The sequence below is a fragment of the Flavobacterium ginsenosidimutans genome (genome assembly GCF_037478105.1).
Lineage (GTDB): Bacteria > Bacteroidota > Bacteroidia > Flavobacteriales > Flavobacteriaceae > Flavobacterium > Flavobacterium ginsenosidimutans.
Window position 1 is genome coordinate 5,262,551 of sequence record NZ_CP147988.1, and the last position, 19,737, is coordinate 5,282,287.

Sequence of the window (19,737 nt, forward strand, 5' to 3'; positions counted from 1 at the left end):
AGCCAGATCAACAAATACCATAATAGCATCACAGCACATCATGCTGCAACGATAATAATTATTCATTTTCTGGTTCTCTTTGTTCATAGCGAGTGCAAATTTAAATAGTTATTTTCAATTTTAATGTATAAATCGTTAAAACTTTTATTAACCTATCAATCTAGTAGGTTATTTTCAAATTTCAATAAAAAAATTCCAAATTCCAATTTGAAGTTTTCATTTTGGAATTTGGAATTTATCTCAAGGATTCAGTATTGGAACTTAAAAATTAATTATTCTGCTCTGAAATGGTTGACTTATTTAGTTTTATAACTCTGATTTTTTTATTTGTATTATCAGATATAAAAATACGATCGTCAAGTTGTGCAGTTCCTACAATTGTTCCAAAAGCATTTTGCCCTAAAATATCAGAAGCGCTTAAAACTGCTTTGTAATTCATTTTAATAAACTCTTCTTTAGGGTATAATTTTAAATAAGACGCACTTCCAACATTTTCTGAAGTTACAGCCCAATCTTTGCTAAAAGATACTGCAATTGGTTTTATATCTACAAACTGTACTAGTTCTGGCTCGATAGGAGTTGTTAGTGAGCTTGTAGCATTCTTTTTAATATTGGCAATATTATAATACAAATAACTTTTAGCATCTCTTCCTGCTACAACCAAATTTCCTCCGTAAACATCAAGTGAATAAACCTCTGTATATCCTTTTAAAGTATTTAATTTAGCAATTGGCTTTAAATCCCAAGTACTTGTTTCTGTAATTTGAGTAGCGTCAAGCACTTTTATGCTATTTTCTTTTTCTTTTACAAACACCAATCCGTCTTTGGCAACAACACCAAAAACGTGTACAAAAGTCTGCCACCATTGTCCGTTTCCAACGGTGCTGATTCCAGCATTTGTTATTTCGTCAAAAATAAATAATCTTGATTCGGTGCTTCCAATGTAAATTCGGCCATTATCTACACTAACCGATGTTAAACTCGTTAACGGAATAATAGTTGTACCTTTTGTATATTCTTTAATCGTTTTAATATGCTCAAGGGTTAATGCATTAAAAATTTCTAAAACATTTCCGTTTATGACATATAATTTTTCATTTGATATTGCAATTCCTTTTGGATCAAAAGCTTCTGTACTTCCTGGAATATTTACATTTGTAATAGAAGCTTCATCTGTTGGATAAAAATACGTGTAATCTTTAGTCGCAACATTATCATCTTTACTGCAATTTGTAAAAAAACAAAGTACAAGAATAAGCGGTAAAATATGTTTCATGAGTGATTTATAGTTTAGTTCCATTTTCCTTCACCTTTATATTTCAGTAAAAATGGATTTTTAGGATTAATAGTAAATACTGGTTTTTTATAAGTTCCTGTTACATAACTTGTTTTTGCATAGGTTTTTAAAACCTCTGGATCTGTAAAAGGAAGATCATTTAAATAAATTAAATACTTATAAAAATGAGTCAGCATTTCTTGTTGTCCTCCGCCCTCGCCACTATTGGCTAAATTACTGCTGTGGCTGAAACCAATATGATGCGAATATTCATGCGACCAAACCGACATTTCTCCAACCCAATGTCCGGTTACATAACCAGATTCCCATTGCGATGCCAGATTTCCTCCGCCCCAAGCAGAATCACCGCCTACCATTGCCATCCAAAGGGTTCTTTTATCTAGATAATTCCAATATATTTTTTCGATTTCTTCTTTCGAATAATAATCATAAACTCCATCGACATCATCTGCATTTCCGTGCCAGTTCAAAGCCCCGTTTATTTCCGTTCCTGCTGTAGTTGCCTGTTCTTGCTTATATCTATCAAAATTGGTAAAAGTGTCATAATACAAAGGATGACTCAAAGCATAAGAATAATTGATGATCATGGTTATCGCTTCTTTTGCCAAAGCTGGATTCATTGGTAGAAATTTACCATATTCATTGATGTGATAGCCATCATTAAACTGAACTAAATGTGTTGATTTTATTTTTTTGAATTTTTGAAATAATGGATCATCTGATTCAACAGAAAATTCTATTGCTCCTGAAGAAAATCCTTCAATTTTATCAATCGTTACGGTATTTCCTGTTTCTAACAAATAATCGTTTTTCTGTTCTGTTAAAGGTAATTTATGAAACGAACGATGAAAAGCTGGAACTTTTGAAAAACTGTAAATTAAAAATCGTTTATCATAATTAGGCAGTTTTGCATACACTTTCACATTTGTCAATCCGACTGGAGAATAAAGCGAAACTTGTACAGAATCTTTTCCTTTTTGAATAACTTGAAATGGTTCATTTACTCTAAACCAGCGATCAGCTTTATTGTACATTATTGAAGGATCTTCATCATCTTCAAACATTGCCATTGGATGATTTCCGTCTGGTAAAGCTGTGGCATCAATGCTTGGCAGATAATTTGGCTGGTACGAATCGCTATCGTCACTACAGCCTAAAATTATACTTGAAAAAAGAGCAAGTAAAAAATAGTGAGTGTTTTTTCTCATTGTTAAGTAAGTAGGTTTGGGGTTAATTACGGTACAAAACTATCAATATGCTTTTTAAAAACAAGCATATTGAAAGAAAAGTATTAAACCTAAATATATCCAAAGTAAGTTTTCCTTAACAGAAACTATACTTAACAGTCAGATTTTAAAGCTTTATAAGGTTAAATCTAAAGTCTCGATTTTAGACAAATCAGAATTGAATTGAACAAAACTTGCCGGAAAACCAGATTTAATTTTTCCAACTTTATTTTCCACACCAATTGCAGAAGCTACTCTTGTAGTTGCCATTTTTATAGCTTCATCTGCCGAAACATTTAAATGATTATAAGCATTTTGCACAGCTTCTGTCATTGAAATTGTTGCTCCTGCAAGATTTCCATCTTCATTTCTATAGAAACCATCAACTAAATGAGCATCAAAATTGTCCCATTTGAAATTGGCAACCTTTCGTCCTAAAAATGTAGCATCGCTGATTAAGAAGAATTTTTCTTGTTTTAACTTATATGCAATTTTAGCAGCAGCATAATCGCAATGCATTCCGTCTAAAATTACTGGAGCATAAACTTTTTCGTTTTCAAAAACAGCTCCCACTAAACCTGGTTCGCGGTGACCAAATTGCGTCATGGCATTAAACAAATGCGTTACCAAATTTATTCCTTTCGAAAAATAGTGTTTTGCTTCTTTATGTGTTATCGTCGAATGTCCGATAGAAATTGTTATTCCACTCTCGATCAACATATTCAATTGTTCTTCAGTAAAACATTCTGGAGCAATGGTAATCACTTTTATAACGTCTTTTCCTTTGCTGATAATTTCTTGAAGTTCTTCATCAGTAGGCTTTCTAACTTGATCTATACTGTGCGCGCCACGTCTTTCTGGATTTAAAAATGGTCCTTCTAAATGCATTCCGATCACGCCATTCTGATGTTTTTTCATGTAATCGCGAACAGCTTCGATTCCTTGAAGAATAGTTTCTCTAGAAGAAGAAATCAAACAAGGTAAAACGTGCGTTGTGCCGTATTTCATGCTGGCATCATAAATATCCTGAATCGTTTCTTCGTTTGGAGTCTGGCTGAAATAGTACTTTTCTCCGCCATTGATCTGGATATCTATAAATCCTGCCGAAAGATGATTTCCTTTTAAATCGATGCTTTTAATATCGTTTGGAATTTCTTTTTGCACCGAGATAATAGTTCCATTTTCTACAATTACAACTCCATTTTCTATTATTTCTTCTCCTGTGTGTACGACAGCATTTATAATCGCTTGTTTCATTTTGCTTATTTCTTATAACATTCCAAAGTTAAATATTATAAGTTTTAACCAAAACAAAGTCGTTTTAAAATCGGCAGAAATAATTTGGTTAATCTGCACCACCATCGACGCTATCAAATGTTTCGCGTTCTTTTGGTTTTACGCTGTATTTTAATGAAACCATTGGTCCGTAGTAAACATCAAATTGGGTTCCGTTTGTACGCAGCTGCATCTGCCCTATTATGCCTGCCAAAAAATGAATATTCGGCGTAATTCCCGCGGTATAATAAACCGATAATCTGAAGATATCAAAATGTTCATCGGCATAATCTTTCGAAGCAAATTTTAGCATCAATTCAGTGTAATATCCAATATTTGGTGCCAGAAAAATTGGCTTTTCTTTACTTTGTCTTAAATAATGATTGACTCCAAAACGGGCTCTTATTCTGGGTATCGTCTGGTGATTGCCGTTTCTGTCATCAAAAAATTTGGTTTCAAAACGTACTTGTTCGAAAATAGATCCTTTTGGCATTTCTTGAGTATAGGTTCCCATAACAATCAATCTATTTTCTAAAGTTTTGTAGTTTCCCGCTTCTTCTACTGCATATTTTTGATTGTGGGCATATCCTAACCAAAGCTTCATATTTTTAAACCCAGAATAAATAATCCAAGGTCTTATTACTTTTCGCTGCGTATATTCAAAAGGATTTCCGTTTGTGTAAGCACCTTGTGTAACGAGCTGCATATCTGCCTGACCGCTCAAATTCCACTTTTCTATTAACGGAAACGCAACATCAACTTCACTTATAGATGCTGGAATAAATCCTATTGTGTAAGGAGCGTCTTGGGCTTTTAAAATTTGAGACAGAATGATGCAACAAAATAAAAGGAAACTCTTTTTTAATAAACTCATAATCAGTCAGTATTAAATTACACGGCTGTGAAATAAGAAAGTCTATCAAATTTAAATAAAGATGTTTTTAACTTTTTAAAAAAGCGGTTTCATGTTATAATTTGAAACCGCTTTTTTAAACATTTCTTCCAAACAAAAAAGCTTTAGAAAAATATCTAAAGCTTTTTTAAAATTTAAATTCTGAAAACTAATAATGCAGACAGGTACAAAGCTGACTGTTATTTTTGTGTACAAATGATATTTCGCCCCTCTGGGGCTATTTTAGAGATCAAACATACATTCCTATAAATATTTCGTCCCGCTGGAACTACCAACATTTCGTCCCGCGGGGACTTTTAAAAACCATCTTATAGCTCTGGAAGAGCGAAATATTTATAGCTAAAAATCTATGCTCCCTAATTTAGAAGCTCCAGAGGAGCGACATATTAGATTCTTCTAAATTTCAACAATTCGATTATAAATCGAAACCTTATTAATCTGGATTTGCCAATATTTTATACAATTCGGCATTCGACAGATAAAACTGATTCTCTAAACTTATTTGTGACAATTTTGCGCTAACCAAATTGTTTTCTCTTGAATTGATTAGGAAAATCGAACTCTCTCCAAATGAAAATAATTTTTCTTCTGAATTCAGCATCGTCATATAATCTTGTACGAGATTGTCGATTACGATTTTCTGTTTTCTTAACGAAGCAATTTCTGTCTGCTGCGCTTTGATTTTATTTTTAAGTTCCAATCGCTGCTGTCCAATATCATATTGCATATCCTGAATTTTCAGTTTAGCCATTTTCAAACTTCCGCGTTCTTTTCTTAAGAAAATAGGAAAGCTGAAATCGATGTTAAACTTATAATCATCGGCGTTGAAATTATTCCAATAATTGGGTTCTGAAATGTAATTGTAGCCCACATTTATTTTCGGAAGCAATGAATTAGCTTTTAGCTGGCGGTTGACTTCCAAAATATCCATTTTAGTTTCTAAAGACTGAATTTTTGGGTGCGAGTCTAACGATTCAACATCGACCATCATAGCATCTGTTTTCAAAGTTTCCTCAATGGTCTGAATTAGGTTTTGTTCTGGTTTTACCAAATCTCCCAATTCAACTGGAACATTTTCAATCCATAAAAAATTGGCTAATTTCAGTTTCGCTTTCGCTAATTTCAAATTTCCGTTTTCAACATTCAGTTCTCTGTTTCTTACGGTAATTTTAGCTTCAACGCTGTCAATTGCTGGCGCATCTCCTGCTGCGATTAGTTTTTTAACCCCTTCAAAACGAGTGCTCGCAAAGCCTAAATAGTTTTTATACAATTCTGCTTCGTTATAACTTCTTCTCCATTCAAAATAAGCTTCGCTCGCCTGATATAAAATTTCAATAGCTCTTAGTTTTCGTTGTGCATCACTCAGTTTTACCTGAAGTTTTCCTTCTCTAACATCGGCCATTCTTTGGTTAATAAACATTCCCTGCCCTAAAGCAACGTTAATTCCAAGCGAAGTTAAACCTGCCTCAGGCGTTTTGTTCTGCGGATTGTAATATTCTCCACTTGTATCGTCAAAACCTGCTTTAATCTCCACTCCATACCAAGTTGGAATTTTGAAACTGCTGTTTAATAACGAATAATATTCTGTGCCTTTAAATTCTTTCTTATTGTAATCTACTTCAAGTTTTGGATCAAATCCGCCTCGTGCCATCATCAGCTTTGCTTGAGCGTTTGTCACTTCAAGATTAGCTTGTTTAACCAAAGGATGATACTTTTTTACATATCCCAAAAACTCGATAAAAGTAAGTTCCTCTTGATTAAAATTCTGACTTTGCAGCGTAGAAAAACAAAATAGTATTAAGAAAGAAAACAGTTTTACTAGATTTCTCATTTTACTTTTTCTCCTTTCCTTTTTCTTCTTTTTCTCCTGAATTGTAATAATTTGGTGGGAAACCATTCAAGTTTCGCCAAATCTCGTACCATACCGAAACGGTTTCTAACAATGCAATACTTTGCGCACCAGCACCAATACTCAATTCTTTTGGCCAGTGACGGTCTTCTCCATCTGGTGAAACTAAAATTCTGTATTTTCCGTTCGGGCTTATAAAATTTTCTATCGCTACAACTTTACCGCCGTAAGTTCCATAAGATAATCCAGGCCATCCAGAAAATACGATTCTAGGCCATCCGTCAAACCAAACACGAACTTTTGCACCACGATGAACAAGCGGTAAATCGATTGGATCTACATAGGTTTCTACCGCAATATCGTATTTAGCCGGCATAATGCTTACTACAGGAGTTCCTTCTTTAATTGTTTCTCCAAGACCAGCCAATAATGCACGGTTTACATAACCGCTTTGTGGCGCTGTTATATAGTACAAACCATTTCTTAATCTGTAGTTTGTATATTGGTTTTCCAATTTATTTACCTGAGCTTCTGTATCGTATTGCGTACTTAAAGCGGTAAACTTATCACTTCTAGATTTTGATATTTTTTCGGCATATTCAGCAGTAATTCTATTGATTTCTACTTTCGCATTAATCAATTCGTTTCTACTGCTCAATAATTTATTTTCCTGAGTGATAATGTATGCTTCAGATTCCTGAAGTTTTAATCTTTTCTGCTCGACATCAGTCATGGGTTTAAGACCTTCTTTGTTTAAGGCAGTCGAACGGTCAAATTGCGTTTTAGCAATTCTCAATTGTGTTCTAACCGCAACAAGATCCATACTGTCGCTTTTTATTTTCAACTGTGCCTGACGAATTTTATTCTGAGCCTGCTGCAACTTCAATTGTCTTTCTGTAGTAAGCGATTGTGCCTGAACATCAAGCGAATTTACTTTATCACCGTACGATTCAGCAGCCATCTTTTTGGCATCAACTTGTTGTTTGGTATTTCCAACCAAATTTGGATCTAAGTAATCTTCTTTTATTTCCGAAATAAAAAGAATCGTATCTCCTTTTTTTACATAATCACCTTCTTTTACAAACCATTTTTCAATTCGTCCCGCAATTGCATTATGAACCGTTTGAGGTCTTTGATCTGGCTTTAAAGTTGTTACAGAACCACTTCCTGAAATATTTTGCGTCCAAGGCAGAAAAAGGCATAAGACAGCAAAAATCAAAAATCCAATTATGACTCTATTTAAAATTTTATAGTGAGGTCTTCGGGCAACGCTTGTAATCGATTTGTATTTGCCCGGCGTTATAAGTACGTTATTATCTTTAGATATATTGAGCATGATTAAAGCTTTATGTCGTTAATAATTTTTCCGTCATCAATCGTGATCATACGACTGCATTTGCTTTTCCAAATATCATTTTTAGAAGTTACAATAACAGTCCAGTCATTTTCTTCAGAAAGTAAAAAATCAACAATTTTACTCGAAGTCAATTCGTCCATTTTATCAACTGGATCTTCTAAGAATAAGATATTTGGCTTACTAACAATACTTCTTGCCAAAAGAATTTTTTGAACATCTGAAGCAGAAAGTTCACGACCTCCGGGATGAATTTGATTTTCCAATCCGTTCTCGAAAGTTTTAATGTACGGTGTAAGACCAACATTATCTAAAGCCCATTTTAAATCATCGCTATTTAATTCTTCATTTCCAAAAACAATATTCTCACGAATTGTTCCTGCAAAAAGTGTATCGCCTTGCAAGTATGTTCCCGCCTGCGCTCTGTATGTATCTTCGCTAAGGCGATTCATATAATTATCGGTCACATACATTGCTCCGCTTTCTGGTTCCAAAACGCCTGAAAGCAGTCGCAATAAGGTACTTTTTCCAGCACCATTTGTTCCTGTAAGAATGATTTTTTCTCCTTGAGATATTTTTAAATTGATATTCTTCAGTGATTTTTTGTTGTGTTGTGGATAATTGTAATTGATACTTTCAGTTTCTATATTGATTCCTTTTTCAGTTTTATCTGAAGTTTGAGGAATGCATGAAATTTCCATATCAGTAACTTGACCGATTTTTTCAACAGAAGTCAATACATCGTAGAAAGACTCTAATCCGAAAATGATTTTTTCTACCGAATTGATTAATAATACAATTACGATTTCAGCTGCTACGAACTGCCCTATGTTCATTTGGTGGTGAATTACCAGAAAACCACCGATCGATAATAAGGCAGCAGTAACAATTACTTTAAAAATAGTAAGCTGAATATATTGTTTCTTCATTACCTGAAAGTGCTTTTCACGGTAATTTACATAGTTGGTTGCATATTTGTCATTTCGTTCCAAAGCATATTCGAAAGCTCCTTTTCGTCGGAAACTTTCTCTGTTTCTAGCAATTTCCTGAAGCCAAGCCGCAACTTTATATTTAAATTTAGATTCGTTCAAACTGGTTTCTAAACCATCTTTGTACGAAAATTTAAAAATTACCCATAAAATCACAATAAAAAGAAGTCCAATAACCATAAAGAAAGAATGGTAAAGAACCAATAAAATAATCCCTAGACCAACTTGAAGAAATGCTGTACAGAAATCTAATAAAAGTTTTGCTGTTCCTTTTTGCACCATCAAAGTATCGAAAAAACGATTTGCTTTTTCTGGAGCGTACTCCGAGTACATTTCTTTAAATTTAATCAAAGGCATTCTGTAGGCAAATTCGAAAGAAGAACGAACGAAAATTCGCTGCTGCAGATTCTCTACAATACGCAGCTGTAAAATCGTTAAAACTCCTCCAAAACCAACTCCAACCGTAACTAGAATCACAAGAATGATCCAAGAAACACTGAGCTGTCCGCTTTGAATAAAATTAATAATAGCTTGGATTCCCAAAGGCAGAGAAAGATTTACTAACCCTGCAAAAGCAGCATAGAAGATAATTTGATATACATCGCGCTTATCGAGCTGCAATAAGTTATAAAAACGTTTAAATGGTGTCATGAATTTAAGTATAAATACAAGATTATTACATAGAATAAATATACGGCAAAAACCGCATTCAGGACGAAGATTTTTTATCCTAATCCCTAAAAAACAAGTATTTATGAATTCACCCGAGGAGGCGGTATATCTATTTTGCCATGAAAACCAAACGAGAATATTGTATTATCAATATATTTTTTCCCTTCTGATTCTATTAAAAAATAAAAATTAGGCATCAGTGATTCTGATGAAATCAAATATTCCATTAAAGGAATTCCTTTTGCTAATTTGGCTGTTTTAGTATCTTTTGTTTTGTAATCGTCCAATTCTTCTGGAATTCCGTCACATTTGAAGATTTTTTTCAGAAAATTGCACGTAATCCCTTTAACAGTATAGGTTTCAGCGTTTGCATTGATGATTCTGCCTACACTATTTGAGATGTTTAAACTGCTTATTAGAAAATAGCCGACAAGTAATGCCTGAAGGCATTTACATAAAAAGCTATTTCTAATTTTATTCAACATACTCTAAAAAAGGCTTGAAGTTTAATCAAATCACATTAATTTAATTCAAAATCTCAGTGATTTAAGGCGTTTATTACAATTTTTCTGAGCGCGCAATTTAGAGCCAATTTTTTTGTAGAACATTAAAATAACATTAGAATTTAGAATCGTTCAAAACTTTAAAATTATATTAACAAGGCATTCTTACAGGCTATCGGAATTATGTAACGACGAATTACAATTCTATAACTCATACCGTTTTTAGCGTTTTACTTTTGGTATTCGAAAAATTTGACAAAGTACAATAAAGAAATATAAAAGTGTTACCTATTAAAGAAACTCCATTTATAAACGATTTAATACAGAATCAAGACATGATTTACGCAAAAAATGATTTGACCCGATTTTTAGATGCTCAAAATAAACTGTATTTAACTGCTTTATCTGAAATTAAAAAAGGTAAAAAAGAAACGCATTGGATGTGGTTTATTTTTCCGCAGATTAAAGGATTGGGAAAAAGTACCATTTCAGATTATTATGCTGTAGCAGATTTAAAAGAAGCGACAGAATTTTTAAATCATCCCATTTTATCCAAACATTTAATTGAGATTTCGAAACTTTTGCTGACATTAAACAAAAAATCGGCTGAAGGAATTCTGGGAGAATTGGGAGCAAAAAAACTACATTCTTCTATGAGTTTATTTGTTCAGGTACAAAATGCACATCCTGTATTTCAGCAAGTTTTAGATACTTTTTTCTTCGGACATTTGGATCAACTTACTTTAAATTTTACTCAAAAAACTGCTGTAAATTTGCCAATTGCAGTACTTTCTTAATATTCTTAGGACTCTAAAAAAGCGGTTATTTCAAATTGAAATAACCGCTTTTTTATTTTTAAACATATTTCCTAATCATTCCCTACGAATGTTTGATTGGTCTTATTATTAAAATGATGCAAAAATCAAACGTTCCTACGGAACGTAAACATCATAACAATATAATTTTTTCTACCGATAAAATGTTCCTGTGGAACAAAAAAATTATTCGCCTTTTACTTTAACGGATTGGCTTTTACACCTTCATTGGTCAAAACAACAGGTTTTATAAAACCATTTTCATCAAAAAACATTTCTTCAATACAAGTTTCTCTCGAATGCATTATCGTTTCTGTCAAAGGCCTTCTGTGATACACAATATAATATTGCTCTTTGTTTGGCACTTTTATGATCGAATGATGTCCTGCTGCGCGAGCAATTTTCGGATCTGATTCTAGGACTTTTCCAATTCTTTTAAAAGGTCCCATTGGAGAATCTGCAATTCCGTACGCCACACAATAATCTGGACCTCCCCAATCTCCTTCAGACCACATAAAATAATATTTATTGTTTTTAATGAACATAAATGGCCCTTCAGTATAATTATCTGGCGTCATTTCTTTGAAAACCGTTTTATCTGCAAACGGAATAAATCCAGTAAAATCCGATTTTAATTTGGCAATATTACAATGTCTCCAGCCACCGTAAATTAAATAATGCTGACCGTCTTTGTCCTTAAAAACAAATTGGTCAATTGGCTGAGCGCCGTTAATAATTTTATCTACTAAAGGTTTTCCCAAATAATCTTTATAAGGCCCTTCTGGTTTAGAAGCTACTGCAACTCCTATTCCGCCAGTTTCTCCTTCGTGAATATCATTAGCACCAAAAAACAAGAAATATTTATTTTTATTTTTAATGATCGATGGCGCCCACATTGCGCGTTTCGCCCATTTTACGGATGTGGTATCTAAAATTCTAGGATGTTTTGTCCAATGCACCAAATCGGGAGAAGAAAAAGCATCAAAAAAAACCTGCTCGTCAAAAGGCGCTGAATAAGTTGGATAAACCCAATAGGTTTTGTCAAAAATGATTCCTTCGGGATCTGCGTACCATCCTTTAAAAATGGGATTATTTTGAGCATAAGAATGCAAAGAAGTAATAATCAGAAAACTGAAGAGCATCTTTTTCATGGTTTATTTTTTTATTTTAAAAATAACAAAACATTTTAAAGTATTGAATCTGTGCAGAAACTTTTTCCAGAAAAGCTATTTTTGAGAATAAGAACATTACAGAATAAAACTTAATTTTGCAGCAAATTAAACGCTGATGAACCTGAATGATCTTACCGTAATTGATAATGAAAAAATTGCTTTAGACGATTTATTTTTTAGTGCTGAAAATAAAGCTTCTTTGCTTCAAATTATCAAAGAGCATCAATATGTTGACGAATTAAAAAAGTATAATCTTAAAGTTGATAATAAAATTTTACTGCACGGAAGTTCTGGCTGCGGGAAAACGACAACAGCAAAAGCGATTGCCAATACTTTAAATAAAAAAATTATCATTGTCAACCTCAGCACCGTTATCGATTCTAGAATTGGTGAAACTTCTAAAAACTTAAAAGCAATTTTTGATAGAGCAATTCTAGAAAGAGCTGTTTTATTTTTGGATGAATTTGATCAAATTGGAAAAAGCCGAGACAGCGACGATAAAGATGTGGGCGAAATGAGACGTTTGGTAAACACTATAATTCAGCTTTTTGATTATTTCCCTTCTGATAGTTTATTGATCTGTGCAACCAATCATTACGAAATAATAGACAGCGCTTTATTGAGAAGATTTCAGCTTCGTTTGAAATATGAAATGCCTTCAGAAAAACAGCTGGATATTTATTATGATAAAATCTTAGGCTGTTTTCCAGAGCATTTCCAAAATATAGAAAGACGTTACGCTACCTCTTATGCTGAGGCTTTAGATTACATAAATACAACAATGAAAAAACAGATTATTGCTGCTTTAGATTCAAATAAAAATGCATAAAATTTCTCAAAAATTATTTGTTCTGTAAGAACATTTCATCGGTAGAAATTAATATTGTTATCATTATTTTACGTTCCGTAGGAACGTTTGATTTAATATTGTTTTTAAACAATCTGATATATCAGACCTTCCTACGGAACGTAATTGTGCGGTTTCCTTTTTTTACCGATGAAACGTTCCTACGGAACGTACTATGTAAATTTTAATTTTAGCTACCGGACATTCCTCTTGGAATGAAATGTGATTTAATCAAAAAACCCGCTGCAAAATACAGCGGGTTTTCATTTGGCGGAGTTTTATATAGAATAGAATGAATATTATAATCCTCTTGTCAGCCATCCTTTTTTGTTTGCAGTTGCAATGGCATAAGGAGCAATCCAGAATAAACTGAAAGTGTAGAAAACACTATAAGAGTAAGCCCAGAAAGACTCTGACAAGTTGTATCTTTTTGCATAAAATAGCATTGAAAATGTTGAGAATATTAAAATCGCTGCTAATGTTGAACTTAAAAATAATACTGGGTGAACTGCAATAAAATAGAACATAAAAAGTATAAACGGATATGTCATTGCAATCTTAAAAAATTGGTTTAAGAATAACATTCTAGCTCCAAATTTTGATCCTTTTCTAAAATCTTTGAAAACAAATTTTGCCATCATAAGATTTTCACGAACGTTACTTCTCGCCCATCTGATAAACATTTTATATAAACCTTTATATTCTTCAGGAACATTAGTTAATACTACTGCATTTCTTTGAAATTTAACTTCAAAACCTTGTTTCAAAATCATATTTGTTAAAGCGCGATCTTCTCCAATATCTGATGGTTCGCCCATAAATGTCTGGTTGATCCATTCTGGAAGACAGTTGAAAACTGCATCTCTTCTGTAAGCTGCCAATGCGCCTGGCGTACATAATACAGAACCTAATTCGCTTTCGGCAGAACGTTGATATTCAAAGCTCATTACAAAACTTACATTCAGCATTTTTGGTAAAACTGCCGATTTGTTGTTTAAAACCTGAACGTTTCCTGCAACTGCACCACATTTTTTGTTTACCACAAATGGACTAACTAAGTTTCTTAAAGTATCTTTTTTCACAATAGAATCACTGTCTACCGTTACAAAGATTTCTCCCGTTCCTAATTTAAAACCTCTGTAAAGAGCTTGACGTTTTCCTTGATTTTTAGGCTGTTGAAAAATCGTAACACGATCTCCTAATTTTGCTTTTGCTTCTTGCATCCAATACCAAGTATCATCTTTACTTCCATCGTCGATTGCTAAAAGCTGTAATTTTTCTGCTGGATAATCACTTTCTGCAAGGCTTAATAAAGTGTCCCAAACTAATTTTCCTTCATTGTATGCCGGAACGATAATCGTACAAGTTGGCAACAAATCGTCTGATACAGATTCGATTGGTTTATATCTTAAATACAAATAAGAGCTGTACAAGAAAACTCCCGTTTGATAGAAGAATAAAATTGTTGTGATGATTAAAAATGGTAATCCCCAAGTTGAAGCGATTCTTTCAAAATGAAATTGTTCAAAATCGTCTTGAAATTGAAATACTAAATAAACACCAGAAAGCATCAATAAAAATGTAGCAACAAGAATTGCTAATCCAAATGGACTTGATGGTCTTTCTACGTGTACTTTTTGTGATTTTTCGTTGGTTCTGAAGAATGAACCAGTTAATGTTTTTTCGCTGATAGCTGAACTATTGTTTGCGTAAAATTGTTTTGAGATAATTGTTTCGCTTTCCATGCTTATACTCCTTTTTTTAATTTCCTTAATTTGGCTTTTAGTAAAATCTTTCTTTTCTGATTTATTTGCTTCTCCTTTTCGAGAAACAATAAAAAAAACAAACACATCAAAGATTTGACATAAACACAATTTGCAAGCGCCGTGCCAACACGACTTTAGACTGGTATAGAGCTATTTATGTAAATTGAAACAAAAAAGAGTGTATAATTATTTTACACTTTTAGGATACAGTAAACACTAAAATGGTGAATTTTTTGGATTGAAAAGTGAGATTTCAGAAGGCTTTCAGAAGATTTCTAATTTCTAATTTGAAAAGAAAACCTAATCTCAAAAATAGTTTTGCATCGAAAAAACGATAAGAATAAATTAAACGCAGTTTTTAGCAGAAAATTGCATTTGAGTATGAAAAACATATTTATATGCTATTTTTTTGTATTTTAAAAAACATTCTTCACAAAAAAGCAGAAAATCTTACGGAAAAAAGTTAAATTTAACCAAACAAACTTAACCCTAAATTGAGGAGACTACAATATGAGTAAGGAGCATTACAATCTTTTATTGGCTGACGACGACGAAGACGACTGCCTTTTCTTTAAAGAAGCTCTCGATGAAATAGCTGTCAGCACTAATCTTTCTATGGTTCACGATGGTGTACAATTGATGGATTATCTCAAAACAAATATTTCAAATTTTCCAGATGTTCTTTTTTTGGATTTAAATATGCCCCGAAAAAATGGCCTTGAATGTTTGGATGAAATTAAAAACGACGAAAAACTAACAAACCTGCCTATTATTATTTTTTCTACTTCGCTCGATAGCGAAATTGTAAACAATTTGTACATAAAAGGTGCTTCTTATTATATTCGAAAACCTGGTGATTTTTCTAAACTTAAAACTGTTATCGAAAAAGCACTAAATGTAGCATCAGAAAATAATTTCAAACAGCCCGAAAGAGCAAAATTTATACTGCAACCTTAATCTTCTTTGGAAATGAACCGCAAAAAAAAGGAACATTATTTTCTTTCCGAAGGTGGCGAAATGGGAAGTTTAATTCGTTCTGCAGATTGGAGCAAAACACCTTTGGGCGATCCTGAAAAATGGCCACAAAGTTTAAAAACTATGACCGCAATGATGCTTGGCAATCCGTTTGGAATGTACATTGCATGGGGGAAAAATTATACTCAGCTCTACAATGATGCTTTTAGACCTATTCTTGGAGCTTCTAAACATCCAGAAGCTTTAGGCGGAAGTTCCCGAAATACATTTGCTGAAATCTGGGATACCATAGGTCCAATGTTTGCCAACGTAATGCAGGGACAAGCGGTAAGTCTTCCTGATTTTAAAGTTTCATTACATCGAAACGGTTATATAGAAGATTGTTTTTTTGATTTTTCATACAGTCCAATAAAAATTGAAGATGGATCTGTCGGTGGTATTTTAGTGACTGTTATTGAAACCACAGAAAAGAAGATTGTTGCAGATGCTCTAAAAGAAAGTAATGCACGATTTGTAAATAATATTATGCAAGCTCCTATTGCAATGTGTATTTTTAGAGGTGAAAATCATATTGTTGAAATTGCTAATGACCAAATGCTCCAGCTTTGGGAAACAAAAGCAGAAAATGTAATTAATAAATCCATTTTTGAAGTTCTTCCTGGATTAAAGAAACAAGGTTTTGATGAAATTCTGCACAACGTTTTTAAAGACGGAAAAAAAATTACGACTGACGAACTTTTTGTCCAATTAAACCGAAACGGAAAAACTGAAAATACTTATATCAATTTTGTTTATGAAGCTTTAAGAGAACCTGACGGAACTATTTCTGGAGTTGCAGCAATTGCTACAGAAGTTACTGCTCAAGTTTTGGCTCGCTCAAAAGTAGAAGAAAGTGAACAAAAAATAAGACAATTGGTCGAAAATGCACCTTTCCCTATTGCCGTTTATGTTGGAAAAGAAATGCGCATTGAACTTGCCAATGACTCAATCATTAAAGTTTGGGGAAAAGGTCCTGACGTAATTGGAAAAACATACACTGAAATTCTTCCCGAATTAAAAGATGAACCCATTTTTAAACAAGTCGAAACTGTTTATAAAACGGGACAATCTTTTCATTCTAAAAATACCCGAATTGATCTCGTTGTTGATAATGTTCTAAAAACATCTTATTTCAATTACAGTTTTACGCCGTTGTACGATCTAAATGGTAAAATTTATGGTGTAATGAATACCGCTGTAGATATCACCGACTTGTTCTTGGCCAAACAAAAAATTGAAGAAAGTGATAAGCGTTTCCGTAATACAGTTAGACAAGCGCCTGTTGGTATTACCATTCTTCGAGGGCCAGAATATATTGTGGAAATGGCCAATGAAGCTTATCTTAAACTTGTAGATCGAGAAGAAAAAACTTTTATAGGAAGATCGTTGTATGATTCATTGCCTGAAGTAAAAGAAACCGTCAGCGCTTTCTTAGATGGCGTTTTAAAAACTGGAATTCCTTTTCATGGAATTGAAGTTCCTGTTCCTTTAAACCGATACGGAAAAATTGAAACTTCATATTTTGATTTTCTTTATCATCCATTAAAAGAAGAAAATGGCGCAATCTCGGGAATTTTAGTAACCGTTACAGAAGTAAGCGAAAAAGTTGAAGCCAGAAAAAAAATTGAACTTAATGAAGAACGCTTAAGAATAGTAGTTGAAGCCAGCGAATTGGGAACTTGGGAATTGAATGTAAAAACGAGAATTCCAACTTATTCTCAACGATATCTTGAAATTATTGGCGGTTACACTGAAGATGTACTGTTGACGCATGAAGAATTATTAGCGCATCTTCATCCTGACGATGTTCATATAAGAAACAAAGGTTTTAAGGAAGCGCTACGTTCAGGTTTACTAAATTATGAAGTACGTGTAATTTGGAAAGACCAATCGATACATTGGATTGAAGGAAAAGGAAAAGTTTTTTATGATGAAAATCAGCAGCCTGAAAAACTAATTGGTACGATTCGAGATATTACCAAAGAAAAGAAATATCAGCAGAAAATTGAGGAAAGCGAAAAAAAACTGCGCAATCTTATTATGCAGTCGCCTGTTCCAAAAGCTATTTTGCGTGGAAATGATTTTGTTATCGAAATGGCCAATTTTGCCCTTTTGAAGAATATCTGGAAAAAAGAAGAATCGGAAGTTCAAGGAAAAAAAATATTAGAATTATTTCCAGAATTGAATAAACAGAAATATGCCAAATTATTAAAGAAAGTTTACGAATCAGGAAAAGTATATTCAGAATCTGAATCCTTACTTTTTATTGATAATGAAAAAGGCAGAAATCAGTTTTATGTTGATTTTGAATTTGCACCGCTTCGCGAAAGCGATAATTCTATTTCAGGACTTAGAATGACGCTTATCGATGTTACCGAAAAAGTCGAAGCCAGAAAAAAAATCGAAGAAAGCGAGAAAAGATTCCGTTCGCTTACAGAAAGTATTCCGCAGTTAATCTGGGAAACAGATGCCGAAGGAAATGCACTTTTTACTTCTGGCAAATGGCTAGAATATACAGGAATTGAACCCGGTCTTGAAGATTCGTGGCAAAAAATGATTCACCCTGACGATTTTGAAGAAAATGTCAAAATATGGAAACATGCGCTTGCAACGGGCGAAATGTATCGCTGCGATGTGAGAATGCATAGAAAAGATGGTTCTTATAGATGGCACACCGTTATTGGCGAACCTGTTTTGGGTCTCGACAATAAAATTATAAAATGGGTTGGCGCTTTTACCGACATTCATACTGAAAAGGCTTTTACACATGAACTTGAACAGCAGGTTACAGCTAGAACGAGAGAATTAATTCAGATGAATGAATCGCTTCGAAAAAGTGAAGAGCGTTATCATTTAATGGTTGAAGAAGTTCAGGAATATGCTATTTTATATCTAAATGCCTACGGAATTATTGAAAACTGGAATGCTGGAGCCGAAAAAATAAAAGGTTATAAAGCTGAGGAAGTAATTGGGAAATATTTTTCGATTTTCTACATCAAAGAAGATCAGCAAAAGAAACTGCCTGAAAAACTTTTACAGCTCGCAATCGAAAATGGAAAAGTCGTTCATGAAGGCTGGCGATCACGCAAAGATGGAAGTAAATTCTGGGCAAGTGTTGTAATTACTGCAATTCATAATAAGCAAAATGAAATTATCGGTTTCTCAAAAGTAACGCATGATTTAACGGAAAGAAAAAAAGCCGATGATAAATTAAAAATGAATGCACTCGAACTAGAGCAAAAAAACAATGAACTCGAAGAAATGAACAAAGAACTTCAGTCTTTTGCCTACATCTCGAGTCATGATTTGCAAGAACCGCTTCGAAAAATTCAGACTTTTGCTTCGCAGATTATCGAGAAAGAATCTGAAAATTTATCTGAAAACGGAAAAGATAAATTTAAACGAATGCAAAACGCAGCGCAGCGAATGCAGACTTTAATTAATGATTTATTGGCTTATTCGAGAACAAATGCGCATGAACGCACTTTTATAAAAACAGACCTCAGCCAGATTATCGAAGAAGTAAAAGAAGATCTAACGGAAGAATTAGAACAAAAAAATGCGATTATTGAAATTAAACAAACTTGCCAAGTTGATATTATTCCGTTTCAATTCAAGCAATTGCTCTATAATTTGATCAGCAATTCTTTAAAATTTTCAAATCCAGAAATTCCAATTGTAATTAAAATTGAAAGCAAAACGGCTTTAGGCAAAGATTTAGAAAATGAAAAACTGATCCCTGCCAAAAAATATTGTCACGTTAAAGTTTCAGATAACGGAATTGGTTTTGAAGCTCAATACAACAAAAAAATATTCGAAGTTTTTCAGCGCCTTCATGGCCGAGACCGCTACAACGGAACTGGAATTGGATTGGCAATTGTGAAAAAAATTGTAGAAAACCACAACGGAATTATCACTGCATCAGGAATCCAAAATGAAGGAGCAGCTTTTGATATTTATATTCCTGTCAATTAAAATATTCGTGATATAATTTCATAAAAAAAAACGGAAACCACATTAAAGTCGTTTCCGTTTTCCATTTCAA

The 19,737-nt window shown here is 33.3% G+C and carries 14 protein-coding genes; 4 read left to right on the forward strand and 10 right to left on the reverse strand.

Annotated elements, in window-relative coordinates:
• Nucleotides 1-268 precede the first annotated feature (268 nt).
• The 8 genes from V6624_RS22475 to V6624_RS22510 form a co-directional block, all read right to left on the reverse strand.
• The gene (locus tag V6624_RS22475) at nt 269-1,276 is read right to left on the reverse strand and encodes a hypothetical protein (RefSeq protein WP_338840286.1); all 1,008 of its coding nucleotides are present in this window, start codon (nt 1,274-1,276) and stop codon (nt 269-271) included.
• A 14-nt stretch (nt 1,277-1,290) separates the two neighbouring features.
• Complete coding sequence (locus V6624_RS22480) at nt 1,291-2,505, reverse strand: hypothetical protein (protein WP_338840288.1); 1,215 nt, start codon at nt 2,503-2,505, stop codon at nt 1,291-1,293.
• A gap of 153 nt (nt 2,506-2,658) precedes the next feature.
• Nucleotides 2,659-3,780: an N-acetylglucosamine-6-phosphate deacetylase gene (gene nagA / locus V6624_RS22485; RefSeq protein ID WP_111288806.1), complete on the reverse strand. Its 1,122-nt coding sequence runs from the start codon at nt 3,778-3,780 to the stop codon at nt 2,659-2,661.
• Between the two features lie 88 nt (nt 3,781-3,868).
• Entirely contained in the window at nt 3,869-4,672 is an 804-nt protein-coding gene (locus tag V6624_RS22490; protein WP_338840289.1) for a DUF2490 domain-containing protein, read from the reverse strand.
• 472 nt (nt 4,673-5,144) lie between these two features.
• Nucleotides 5,145-6,542, reverse strand: coding sequence for a TolC family protein (locus tag V6624_RS22495; protein WP_111289258.1), 1,398 nt, complete (start codon nt 6,540-6,542; stop codon nt 5,145-5,147).
• 1 nt (nt 6,543) lies between these two features.
• Nucleotides 6,544-7,896, reverse strand: a complete 1,353-nt coding sequence (locus tag V6624_RS22500; protein WP_111288808.1) for an HlyD family secretion protein — start codon at nt 7,894-7,896, stop codon at nt 6,544-6,546.
• A gap of 2 nt (nt 7,897-7,898) precedes the next feature.
• Nucleotides 7,899-9,554, reverse strand: a complete 1,656-nt coding sequence (locus V6624_RS22505) for a peptidase domain-containing ABC transporter (protein WP_111288810.1) — start codon at nt 9,552-9,554, stop codon at nt 7,899-7,901.
• A 101-nt stretch (nt 9,555-9,655) separates the two neighbouring features.
• The gene (locus V6624_RS22510; RefSeq protein WP_338840290.1) at nt 9,656-10,060 is read right to left on the reverse strand and encodes a hypothetical protein; all 405 of its coding nucleotides are present in this window, start codon (nt 10,058-10,060) and stop codon (nt 9,656-9,658) included.
• A gap of 353 nt (nt 10,061-10,413) precedes the next feature.
• Here V6624_RS22510 and V6624_RS22515 point away from each other — a divergent pair, with 353 nt between their 5' ends.
• The gene (locus V6624_RS22515) at nt 10,414-10,875 is read left to right on the forward strand and encodes a DUF1810 domain-containing protein (RefSeq protein ID WP_338840291.1); all 462 of its coding nucleotides are present in this window, start codon (nt 10,414-10,416) and stop codon (nt 10,873-10,875) included.
• Between the two features lie 215 nt (nt 10,876-11,090).
• On the opposite strand, the gene V6624_RS22520 is transcribed toward V6624_RS22515, so the two are convergent.
• Nucleotides 11,091-12,044, reverse strand: a complete 954-nt coding sequence (locus V6624_RS22520) for a glycoside hydrolase family 43 protein (protein ID WP_338840292.1) — start codon at nt 12,042-12,044, stop codon at nt 11,091-11,093.
• 136 nt (nt 12,045-12,180) lie between these two features.
• Here V6624_RS22520 and V6624_RS22525 point away from each other — a divergent pair, with 136 nt between their 5' ends.
• Complete coding sequence (locus V6624_RS22525) at nt 12,181-12,894, forward strand: AAA family ATPase (RefSeq protein ID WP_111288814.1); 714 nt, start codon at nt 12,181-12,183, stop codon at nt 12,892-12,894.
• A 317-nt stretch (nt 12,895-13,211) separates the two neighbouring features.
• Here V6624_RS22525 and V6624_RS22530 read toward each other — a convergent pair whose 3' ends face one another.
• Nucleotides 13,212-14,657, reverse strand: a complete 1,446-nt coding sequence (locus V6624_RS22530) for a glycosyltransferase (protein ID WP_111288816.1) — start codon at nt 14,655-14,657, stop codon at nt 13,212-13,214.
• Nucleotides 14,658-15,188: 531 nt separating this feature from the next.
• On the opposite strand from V6624_RS22530, the gene V6624_RS22535 reads away from it, so the two are divergent.
• A complete protein-coding gene (locus tag V6624_RS22535) occupies nt 15,189-15,635 on the forward strand; it encodes a response regulator (protein ID WP_338840293.1) in 447 nt (148 codons plus the stop codon).
• A gap of 12 nt (nt 15,636-15,647) precedes the next feature.
• Nucleotides 15,648-19,667: a PAS domain S-box protein gene (locus V6624_RS22540; protein WP_338840294.1), complete on the forward strand. Its 4,020-nt coding sequence runs from the start codon at nt 15,648-15,650 to the stop codon at nt 19,665-19,667.
• Nucleotides 19,668-19,737 lie beyond the last annotated feature (70 nt).